Raw genomic sequence first — 9737 nt, 5'->3', positions numbered from 1 at the left:
CGGGTGAATCTGCTCCGGTTGCTCTGCAAGCTCCTGTTATCAACGGCTAGGTTGCGAAGTTAATTTAAGATTTGTCTCCGCTAGGACAATCTAATTAAAGCCTCCCAGATGGGGGGGCTTTTTTGTAGGAGTGAAGTCAATAAGGGAATATTTACCCGATCGCATCTTTATCGTGGGCGTACAATTTTAGACCGATCGCGGTGCTTAATTCCGGATGTCCGGCGGTGATGAGGGCGCGATCGCGAATTCGACAAGAATCGCATAAACCACAAGGTTTTTCTCCCCCTTGATAGCAAGACCATGTTAAAGCGATCGGTACGTTTAATTCTAGGGCGCGTTTAACAATATCAACTTTGGAATCTTGCACGAGAGGGGCGATTAATTGCGGTGTTTTTCCTGCTAATCCTGCTTTGGAAGCAAGAGCCGCTAAAGTTTGATAGGCTTGCAAATATTCGGGACGACAATCGGGATAGCCGGAATAATCGATCGCGTTAATTCCGAGATAAATGGCTTCAGCTTCTTTGGCTTCTGCTAAGGACAGAGCAATCGCAATAAATACGGTATTTCTGCCGGGGACGTAAGTAGAAGGAATAATATTGGGTTGGATGCCATCTTTGGGTAAATTTAAAGTAGAATCCGTGAGAGAGGATCCCCCCCATTGTGCTAAGTCAACATCAATCGTGAAGTGATCTTGAATGTTGAAATAAGCCGCAATTTCCTTTGCAGCTTCAATTTCTTTTTCATGTTTTTGACCGTAGCGAAAAGATAGGGCAGTAAGCTGGTATCCTTCGGAAATTGCGATCGCGGTGCTAGTCGCAGAATCTAGTCCTCCGGACAATAAAACAATTGCTTTTTTCATATGGGGTGTTGTATTTTCAGTTATTTTATTGCAGTGATAAAAACAAAGCGATCGTTAAAGTGGAAAATAGGATGAGGATACTTTTCTTTGATTTCTGCAATGCCTTGTGCAAGTTCCTCATCGGTAAAACGAGACAATAGAGACATATAACGCATTTTAACCATTTTAAGATAGCGATCGCGATCGATAGTAACGGGATAATCAACCAAATCGATTGAGACTTTAAATCCTGTGACTTCCAGTTTCGTTGCCAAGTCGCGATAATTGGGTTGATTTTGTTCGTATATTTTCAATGCGTCTGCAAATAAAGGATACTCAATAGTTGGAGGAAGTAGGAGTAAGAGAAAAATTCCTCCAGTGGGCAATTGTCGATAAAGATTGTGAAATAAACGGTCTTTTTCGATAATATGATGAATGACTTCTTTCATAAAAATTTTATTATAGTTTTCCTGTTTCTCGCTAAAGGAAATGGCATCGTGACAAAGCGGTTCAATCCGTTGTGAGTTGATGCGAGCGAGCATTTCTCGAGAGGGATCGACGCAGATGATTTTATGATTGGGTTGTAATAATTGGTCGAGCGCTTTAGCATATATTCCTGTTCCTCCGCCGAGATCGACGATACGATCGCTAATATTTGCTTGCAGGCGATCGCAAATTGCTTGCGCGATCGCTTTGATAAATTCTGAGGAATAAGTCCATAATTCGTTGTAATGATTGGATATATTGCAATAGTGTTCTGTAATGCGATCGGACATTTTTTTATTAGTTATTTATTTCATTCAATTTTAAAGTACAACAGAGAAAAGAATACTCTACTCTCGATATAATTGTCAGATTGTAAGGTATTTTAGCCAGAGCCAAAAAAGTTGTTTAATTCAAACAATCAATCATCCATGTATTCAGTATTTATGTATGGATCGAACCTCGATCTCCAACGCTTGCAAAGTCGCGCTCCTTCTTGGTGTGGGACTTATCATCTAGCATTCCTTCCCAATCGAGAATTGCGTTTTAATAAGCGATCGCAGAACTATATCGTCGCAGCGAATATCGTCCCGCATCCCACTCGTTGTGTTTGGGGTATTATTGTAAACTTGAGCGCAGAAGATTTACAAGCAATGGACGGTTATGAAGGCTGCCCGACGAATTACAATCGCATTTGGGTTGCACCTCAGTTAGAAGATGGTGCGATCGCCAAAACTTATACTTACCAAGCGCATTCTGAGATGATTTTAGAAGGAAAATATCCCACTCCCGATTATTTAGGTTATGTTCTCAAGGGAGCGCGTTGTTGTGGTTTACCTGAAAATTATATTAGAGCGATCGCGAATTTAGGCCAAGACAAATAATCTCAAAATTGTTCGGTTTTCCGTTCCTCGCACAAAAAATGTTATCTTTATCTTTGTTTTTACTCTTTGAGAGAACCCTTTCCTCATGGCAACGACTCGAGCGATATTGTGCGGTTATTACGGCAAAGGCAATGGTGGAGATGAAGCCTTACTGGCAACGCTTTTGCAAATGCTGCCCGAGTCTGTCACCCCGATCGCGCTCTCGGGCAATCCGCAACAAACCTATGAGCGTTACGGTATAGAAAGCTGCGATCGCGCTTCAGCTTTTCGTATTCTCGGAGCTATGAAAAAGTCCGATTATTTTATCTGGGGTGGGGGAAGTTTAATGCAGGATGTTACCAGTTTGGCCAGTCCTTTCTACTATGGCGGTTTAATGGCACTGGCGCAAAAGCGAGGTTTAAAAACGATTGCTTGGGCGCAAGGTATCGGACCCCTTCAGCGTCCTATTACGCAGTGGCTAACTCGACAAGTGCTTTCCTATTGTCAAGCCGTTAGTATCCGCGATCGCGCCTCGGCTCAACTATTAGCAGACTGGCAGATTAAAAACTTATTATCTCCAGATCCGGTTTGGGCATTAAACGCAAAAACTTACTCGGGTTTAGGCAATTTACACGCCCCTAGAGTTGCCGTTATTTTGCGCCCTCATCCCCAACTTACTCCCCAGCGTCTCGACTGCTTAACTCGCGCCCTCATCTCTTTTCAAAAAGCCACAGAAGCAACTATTTTACTGGTTCCTTTCCAGCCTATCCGAGACTTAGAAATTTCTGAAGCGATCGCCAAAAAACTCCCAGATGTTTCCCGTATTATTACCCTTGAAGATCCCAGAGAATTAAAAGGATTATTTCAAGGAATAGAAATGACAATTGGCATGCGCTTACACGGTTTAATTATGGCAGCATCCGAACAATGTCGCTGTTTCGCCCTCAGTTACGATCCCAAAGTCAGCCAACTGATGGCAGAGATTAATATACCCGGTTGGGAATTAGAAACTATTCCCGACGATCCCAATATTATTTGTCGAGCTTGGTTGGACTATTACGCTAACGGAACATCTTTAAATCTGGCACAAATCGAATCTCTCAGCGATCGTGCTAAGCTGCACGAAGAATTGTTGCACAATACAATTCTTTCTCAATACAGAAATGCAAACAATAAATTATGATTCGCAAGTACAAAGATCGAGATTTGGAAGACTTATTAATTACTTGGGCAGAGGCTTCGGCGATCGCGCATCCTTTTCTGACTCCCGAGTTTCTAGCTTCGGAAAGAGAAAATATTTCTAATATTTATTTACCCAACACAGAAACATGGGTTTACGAAGAAAATGAGCAAGTTGTTGGTTTTATTTCTCTCATTGGTAATGAGGTCGGTGCGATATTCATTCATCCAGACTTTCAAAGAAAAGGCATTGGACGCAGACTAATGGATAAGGCAAAAACAATACGAGATAATCTCGATGTGGAGGTTTTTACAGCTAACCAAATTGGGCGTGATTTTTATGCAAAATACGGCTTTAAATGTATTGAAGAAAAAGTTCACGAACAAACAGGATTTTCTCTTATGCGTCTGCGATTATTAATTTAAAATATAATTGAATTATGATGAAACGATTTGGCCTGACAGAAAATAGAGAAAATATTTTTGGTAAACATTAGAGAATTGAACATTAGGGAAGCAACAAAAATTCATCAAACTTAATAATATCTGAATCAGGTTGAGTTGCATCAAAGCGATAACTGCTTACCGTTCCTTGTTCTGTATCCAAAATGCTAAACACTGAGATATCATTACTGGAAATATAAGGCAGATTGCGATTATTTTCATCTTGCAAAGGCGCAATTGTCGGGATAATTGGCTCTAAACCATTGGGATCGCCTTCTGCGATGTAAGTCTCCTGATATTCTTCCGGAATGGGGCGTTTTTTCTCTCCTAAATATGCACCGTAAGTATTGCCAACATTAGAAGATTCGAGAAAATTAACCCCTTGTTTATTTTGAAATCGATTCCAGAGATGGGAATGACCGTAATAGACAAGATGCACTCCTACTTTACTAAATAAAGGTTCTAAATAGCGGTTAATATAATCATCATCTAATGGGTATTCATAGCGCACGGACTGGACTTTTCCATCGGGAGATGAGATAATTGTTTGACGGGGATTGGTATAGGCTGGAACGATATCCTTTCCTAAAGTATGGGGAGGATGATGAAACATAACAATTTTATATTTAGCGTTTTTAAATTCAGGGCTTTCTAGCTCTTTGACTAACCATTGATGTTGTTTGCTGTCAGGTGTAATCGTTTCAAAAATATGCTGTCCGTAGCCCCATTTATCAGGATCGCTTAAATCCTGCGATCGCTCTCGATAACGACCTACCGCCCGATCTTTTAAGGTCGGCGATCGCCAAATATTAGTAACGTATAAAACAACTAAACGAATATCGCCAAAGGTCACGGCATAATATTTTTCTCCTCCCGAATTGCTTTGAGGAAGCGTGAAAATTTCCTGATAAGTATCAATATTAAAAGAATTGGCTTTAATCCATGCTTCTTTTAACTGTGGATCGTTTCTCGGATTAACTTCTACACTAGATTTTTGATAATTTTCTGCGGCTTTAGTTTGAGGAATAGCATCACTAAATTGAGCATTTAATCCCGTTTCCATAGAAAAACGCCCCATGACTTCATGATTGCCGATCGCAGTAAATAAAGGGGCGTGTTGAATTAGTTCTCCTCCTTTATAAACAGTTTTAATACCCTTCTTATTTAAAGCATAATTGGCACGACCTTGCAGAGCAGGAAAAAAGGAGTTTCCCGCCTCACTATCGAACCACTCCGAAGCGCGATCGGGAATATTAATTAAATCTCCTGCAACAAAAACCGCATCAACATTACCGATTGTTTCCTCAACTTTTTGTAAATTTGCTGCCGTCATTGGCATTAATTGATGATCGGAAGTGAGTAAAATCTTGAGGGGTTTGCCCGCAGAAGGAGTCGAGGAGAGAGAAAAAGTATTGCTGTTTATTTCTTCTCCTGTTTCTCGAGTGGAAACAACGCGATAAGGAAGGCGGCGATCGCGCGTTAATCCCTGTACCTTTGCCTCGTGTCGCCAAATATCTCGATAAGTCGTTTGTGAATAAGAAGGTATAACTTTAGAGTCGGCATCTTCTCGCACTCGCGTCAGTTTTGTCGTCTGTGCCAAAACTTCATTTTCTAAATTATTGCCATATATGACGCGATGTTTGTCGCCTAGAAACTCGGTAAACCAGACAACTCGAACAGAATCGGGTGTAGGCAATTGTAGAAACGGATCGCTTAATAATTGAGAAGAAATCATGATCTCTGTAGTTTTTAAAGGCTGTCGGATTCCGAAAAAAACTGCCAACAAAAACGCAGCAATAAAAGGAAAAAGCACGATCGCGATCGCGCTCATCCATCTTTGGGAATACTTTGATTGCATTCTCTATATCCCAATTAAATATGAGCTTCTCGTACTCGCTCGATAATCCAATCAAATGTACCCAAAACCGGGCGCAATGCTTCCTCGTTGGGTAATGTTGATAATTGAATATTAGGCAAACGCTTTTCACTGGGATCTGTTGGTAATGCCAAACCGATCGAACTCAAGCGATTTCTCAATTCGTGCCATTCATCTTCTTGGTCAAAGGGGGGCAAAATGGCATAAGCATCAGATCCGATTTGAATTGAGCCATCAATCCCGACAAAAAACAATTCTGTTAAGTGATTGGCCGCCGTAAATTTCGCGCCAAATCCCCCATAAGTATCCCCTGTTGCCCACTGTAAATAAAGATTGGGAATGTCATCGCTCCAATCATAAATTTCACGAACCAGCTTCGCTTCATCTTCACCAAAACGAGCGCGATATTCAGAGAAAAAGGAATGTTCGTCCCAACGCCGCCGCTCTCGAGTCGTGCTGGATTTTTTCTGACGGGCCTCGACGGTTTGCCCAATGGAACGAGAAACGAGAGTTTTCATGCCATTTTCCGGGCTGATGTACTGTTTGATTTCCACCGCGAGAACTTCCGCCGGATCCATTTGCTTGTTGAGAAATTCCACCACGCGCTGAACTTCTGGGGGAATGCGATCGGCAACGAAGATCATGCGAATTTTACTAGCTTGGAGATTCGTTTTCACGCGCTGCCAAAATTCCCGCTCGTCCGCCCCCGCCCCGAGAAAATCCTCAAAAACTTGTTCGGGATCGCGATTTTGATGGCGACAATTAATTTCAAACTGTTCCAAAATCGATTCTACCGGCCAGTAAACCGAAGCATTTGCGGCATAGTTAAGCATTTGCCCGATGGTTTCCTTGCGAAGGTCGTACTCATCATCGGGCTGAACTTCAACCAAGGTGGGAATTCCTTGGCGATCGAGAAAAAGATGATTGAGAGACCACCGTTCGATGCGAGTATCTTCTGTGGGAACGCTTCCCGTGCGCTTGACGATCAACCAGTCTTGTCCGACGCGATCGTCGTGAGGGCGATCCAGTCCCAATAAATTGGGATACTTGTCCAGCAAATCTTGTAATAATGTTTCCGAATCGTAAGGTCGCTCACTCATCGCCACGAGGCGATCGTTGCCTTGAATGAGATAAATACCTCCGCTCATGCCACACTCCCCTTTTCAATGAACAATGATCAATTATCAGCGATCGAGGAACAATTACCGATTACCCCTTTTGATTATCTACCACTCATGACTTGACTTTGCCGCTAAAAACTTTTTCGGCGGGTCCGGTCATGTAAGCGCGCCCGGTTTCCTCGTCCCAGTGAATATCCAAGCATCCTCCCGGTAACTCGACCGTGGTTTTGCGATCGCATTTCCCATTGAGCACTCCCGCTACTACCGTGGCACAGGCTCCCGTTCCACAAGCCAGAGTGGCCCCCGCTCCCCGTTCCCAAACTCGCATTTTTAAGTAATTATTCTTAACAATTTCAATAAACTCGGTGTTGGTGCGCTGAGGAAAGGCGGGGTGATACTCGAATTTCGGGCCGAGATTTGCGAGGGCAATAGCCTCAGCATTCTCAACAAAAATAATACAGTGGGGATTCCCCATACTCACGCAGGTTGCCCTCCAAGTTTGTTCCGCAACCTCAATAGGCTGGGCGATAACTTGGCGATCGCCATCGGTTAAAGTGGTGGGAATCTCCTTGGCTAGCAGTTGCGGTAAGCCCATATCGACTTTTACTCGTCCCCCAGCCTCAATTTGTGGCGCAATCGTCCCGGCGAGGGTGTGAATGCGATAAGACCGTCCGGAGGTTTCCCCTCCTTCCAATTCCCCCAGAAAACGCGCCAAACAGCGAATGCCATTGCCGCACATCTCCGGTTCGGAACCGTCGGAATTAAAAATCCGCATGGTGTAATCGGTATTCTCAACTTTGGGGAGAGCAAAGATGACCCCATCCGCCCCAATGCCAAAATGGCGATCGCACAGAGTAATAGCGCGATCGGGAGTTATGAGCGGGTCGGGAGTGTGACGATTATCAATTAAGATAAAATCATTTCCCAATCCGTGATACTTGGTAAACTCAATTGTCATGGAAATTATTCTTGATTTGCCGAGTGGGTGCAGAAAAAAGCATTCCTACGGTATCGATGAAGATCCATTGCTTTCTTAGCATCCCATGTTTTCTCTAGAATTATGACTGAATTTGATACCGGATTGCCCAGCGTTCGTCAGATTCAAGGTTTCGTGCGCGATAAGCAAAATGTTGAATTCAAATTAGTAACGGGAGATGTCCTAACCGGTAAAGTCTTCTGGCAAGATGCTTCTTGTATCTGTATCGAAACTGAATCGGGACCAATAACTCTCTGGCGGGGCGCGATCGCCTATCATCGACTTGTAGAAGGATGAAAAATGAGGACTAAATTTGGGATAAAGAGAAAGAACGAACATTGTTCCCACTCCCCCTCGCGCCCCAACTCCCTCTTGCTCCCTCACTCCCTTAATTATCTATGACTCAAAACCCCTCTCTAGCTGTAAGTTCGTTGATCTCCGGAATCGCTGCGAGTATTCTCGCCTTTGCCGCACCAGCCCTATCCTTGGATGTGCGGGTGAATCCCAGCAATCCCCAATTGGGAGATACGATTTCCGTATTTATCGAAGTCGATAACCCGAGCGATCGCCCGCAAGTCACGATGGGAAACCAAACTTTCCCTGCTTTTAACCTCAGACCCAATCTCTATCGCGCCTTTATTCCCACGACTCCCCTCGATCGCTCGGGTACATTGAACATTCGCGTCTCGGGAGATGGAGAGACCAGAAATCTCGCCCTCGGATTGCGCGGCCGCTCCTTCAGCACCCAACGCATCCGAGTGCGCGGGGGAGGCAATGGCGCAACCCAACTCGAACTCGATCGCGTCGCTGCCTTTAAAAAATTGGTCACTGCCGAAAAATTCTGGAATGGAGCGTTACTCAAACCGACAAACGGTCGAGTCTCCACCGTCTTTGGCGTGCGCCGCTATTACAATGGCGTTTTTGCGAATGACTATTATCATCGGGGCGTAGACTATGCTGCAGGAACGGGAACCCCTATCGTTGCACCTGCGGCCGGACGCATTGCTCTCGTCGGACGCGAATCTCAAGGCTTTCGAGTTCATGGAAATACGGTCGGCATCGATCACGGACAGGGCGTTTTAAGCATCATGCTCCACCTCCACCGCATTGACGTTCGCGAAGGAGATATAGTCAGAGCCGGTCAGCGCATCGGGACGGTGGGCTCGACGGGATCCTCCACGGGTCCTCACCTCCACTGGGGTCTTTACGTCAATGGCGTAGCGATCGATCCGGTTCCGTGGCGATTTGAAGGACTAGAATAGGAAAGCGTCGCCACAGAAAGAGGTTGGAGTTCATTCCTGCAAAAATCGAAACCCTAGAAATATCTAAAGAAAATAGGGATAATTTTATCGAAAACCCCACTTGAGGCTCTGAGTATTATGAGTATAGAAAAAATCGTAGAACAAGCACTCAAAGATGGCTATCTAACGCCAACAATGGAGGCAGAAGTCGGCAGAATTTGCGATACGGCTTCCGAGTTATCGATTGAGGAATATATGGCGCTCGATCGCTTAATGGGATCGTTGCTCACCGGAGAAGTCGTCGCGGTTCCTCGCAAGCAGTTCATTAATGTCATGGAAGAACTGGTTCTCAGCGAAACCATCACCCGCGTTGCCGAAATTGAAGCCAGCAGCGATACCTCTTTAGATGTTGGGGATATTGCCGCCTACGCCCTCAATCGCCTGCCTCCTCTTTATGCCACTACGGAAGAAGGAGCCAGTTTTCAACGCAGAAAGGCCAAGGAAGAATTGCAAGGTTTAATTGGCGATCAAATTAACGATGCCATATCCCGCTATTTGGAAAAACCCGAGTACGGCAAGGATCGACAAGAACTCAAACCTTCTTCCGGCGGCGATGGTGTTCTCAAACAAGTGAGCAACCTCTTAGGTTCTTATGCTCCTCAGTACGAGACCGATTCGGTGAAACGATAAAACCAAATTTTTTGCGGGGTTGGAAC

General features: G+C 44.4%; 11 protein-coding genes. 6 read left to right on the top strand and 5 right to left on the bottom strand.

Features of this window, described 5'->3' with window-relative positions; all coding sequences use genetic code 11:
• Nucleotides 1-151: 151 nt before the first annotated feature.
• A complete protein-coding gene (gene queC, locus AC6RV6_RS26375; RefSeq protein WP_500243873.1) occupies nucleotides 152-859 on the bottom strand; it encodes a 7-cyano-7-deazaguanine synthase QueC in 708 nt (235 codons plus the stop codon).
• Nucleotides 860-879: 20 nt separating this feature from the next.
• Nucleotides 880-1614 carry a class I SAM-dependent methyltransferase gene (locus tag AC6RV6_RS26370; RefSeq protein WP_500243872.1) on the bottom strand — a complete coding sequence of 245 codons (735 nt, stop codon included), beginning with the start codon at nucleotides 1612-1614 and terminating at the stop codon, nucleotides 880-882.
• A gap of 138 nt (nucleotides 1615-1752) precedes the next feature.
• Between AC6RV6_RS26370 and AC6RV6_RS26365 the strand changes: the two genes are divergently transcribed.
• From AC6RV6_RS26365 to AC6RV6_RS26355, 3 genes are all read left to right on the top strand, one after another.
• Nucleotides 1753-2205, top strand: coding sequence for a gamma-glutamylcyclotransferase family protein (locus AC6RV6_RS26365; protein ID WP_500243871.1), 453 nt, complete (start codon nucleotides 1753-1755; stop codon nucleotides 2203-2205).
• Between the two features lie 85 nt (nucleotides 2206-2290).
• Nucleotides 2291-3367: a polysaccharide pyruvyl transferase CsaB gene (gene csaB, locus AC6RV6_RS26360; protein ID WP_500243870.1), complete on the top strand. Its 1077-nt coding sequence runs from the start codon at nucleotides 2291-2293 to the stop codon at nucleotides 3365-3367.
• Nucleotides 3364-3789, top strand: coding sequence for a GNAT family N-acetyltransferase (locus tag AC6RV6_RS26355; protein WP_500243869.1), 426 nt, complete (start codon nucleotides 3364-3366; stop codon nucleotides 3787-3789). Before csaB ends, AC6RV6_RS26355 begins: the two co-directional genes overlap by 4 nt.
• 82 nt (nucleotides 3790-3871) lie before the next feature.
• On the opposite strand, the gene AC6RV6_RS26350 is transcribed toward AC6RV6_RS26355, so the two are convergent.
• From AC6RV6_RS26350 to dapF, 3 genes are all read right to left on the bottom strand, one after another.
• Entirely contained in the window at nucleotides 3872-5665 is a 1794-nt protein-coding gene (locus tag AC6RV6_RS26350; protein WP_500243868.1) for a metallophosphoesterase family protein, read from the bottom strand.
• A 14-nt stretch (nucleotides 5666-5679) separates the two neighbouring features.
• Nucleotides 5680-6831, bottom strand: coding sequence for a hypothetical protein (locus tag AC6RV6_RS26345; RefSeq protein WP_500243867.1), 1152 nt, complete (start codon nucleotides 6829-6831; stop codon nucleotides 5680-5682).
• 85 nt (nucleotides 6832-6916) lie between these two features.
• Complete coding sequence (gene dapF / locus AC6RV6_RS26340) at nucleotides 6917-7762, bottom strand: diaminopimelate epimerase (RefSeq protein ID WP_500243866.1); 846 nt, start codon at nucleotides 7760-7762, stop codon at nucleotides 6917-6919.
• 102 nt (nucleotides 7763-7864) lie between these two features.
• Between dapF and AC6RV6_RS26335 the strand changes: the two genes are divergently transcribed.
• The 3 genes from AC6RV6_RS26335 to AC6RV6_RS26325 all read left to right on the top strand — a co-directional run bounded on the left by AC6RV6_RS26335 (nucleotide 7865) and on the right by AC6RV6_RS26325 (nucleotide 9711).
• Nucleotides 7865-8077 carry an Hfq-related RNA-binding protein gene (locus tag AC6RV6_RS26335; RefSeq protein ID WP_500243865.1) on the top strand — a complete coding sequence of 71 codons (213 nt, stop codon included), beginning with the start codon at nucleotides 7865-7867 and terminating at the stop codon, nucleotides 8075-8077.
• 101 nt (nucleotides 8078-8178) lie between these two features.
• Nucleotides 8179-9042, top strand: a complete 864-nt coding sequence (locus AC6RV6_RS26330; protein WP_500243864.1) for a M23 family metallopeptidase — start codon at nucleotides 8179-8181, stop codon at nucleotides 9040-9042.
• Nucleotides 9043-9159: 117 nt separating this feature from the next.
• Nucleotides 9160-9711, top strand: a complete 552-nt coding sequence (locus tag AC6RV6_RS26325; protein ID WP_500243863.1) for a late competence development ComFB family protein — start codon at nucleotides 9160-9162, stop codon at nucleotides 9709-9711.
• Nucleotides 9712-9737 lie beyond the last annotated feature (26 nt).

Source organism: Spirulina sp. LEGE 11439 (assembly GCF_059821285.1).
The sequence above is the reverse complement of the archived record's forward strand: the minus strand, read 5'-3'. Positions and strand labels throughout refer to the sequence as shown.

Excerpts from the sequence above, each read along its gene's own strand:
- queC (WP_500243873.1), bottom strand. The coding sequence starts at position 859 with ATGAAAAAAGCAATTGTTTTATTGTCCGGAGGACTAGATTCTGCGACT.
- AC6RV6_RS26370 (WP_500243872.1), bottom strand. The coding sequence starts at position 1,614 with ATGTCCGATCGCATTACAGAACACTATTGCAATATATCCAATCATTAC.
- AC6RV6_RS26365 (WP_500243871.1), top strand. The coding sequence starts at position 1,753 with ATGTATTCAGTATTTATGTATGGATCGAACCTCGATCTCCAACGCTTG.
- csaB (WP_500243870.1), top strand. The coding sequence starts at position 2,291 with ATGGCAACGACTCGAGCGATATTGTGCGGTTATTACGGCAAAGGCAAT.
- AC6RV6_RS26355 (WP_500243869.1), top strand. The coding sequence starts at position 3,364 with ATGATTCGCAAGTACAAAGATCGAGATTTGGAAGACTTATTAATTACT.
- AC6RV6_RS26350 (WP_500243868.1), bottom strand. The coding sequence starts at position 5,665 with ATGCAATCAAAGTATTCCCAAAGATGGATGAGCGCGATCGCGATCGTG.
- AC6RV6_RS26345 (WP_500243867.1), bottom strand. The coding sequence starts at position 6,831 with ATGAGCGGAGGTATTTATCTCATTCAAGGCAACGATCGCCTCGTGGCG.
- dapF (WP_500243866.1), bottom strand. The coding sequence starts at position 7,762 with ATGACAATTGAGTTTACCAAGTATCACGGATTGGGAAATGATTTTATC.
- AC6RV6_RS26335 (WP_500243865.1), top strand. The coding sequence starts at position 7,865 with ATGACTGAATTTGATACCGGATTGCCCAGCGTTCGTCAGATTCAAGGT.
- AC6RV6_RS26330 (WP_500243864.1), top strand. The coding sequence starts at position 8,179 with ATGACTCAAAACCCCTCTCTAGCTGTAAGTTCGTTGATCTCCGGAATC.
- AC6RV6_RS26325 (WP_500243863.1), top strand. The coding sequence starts at position 9,160 with ATGAGTATAGAAAAAATCGTAGAACAAGCACTCAAAGATGGCTATCTA.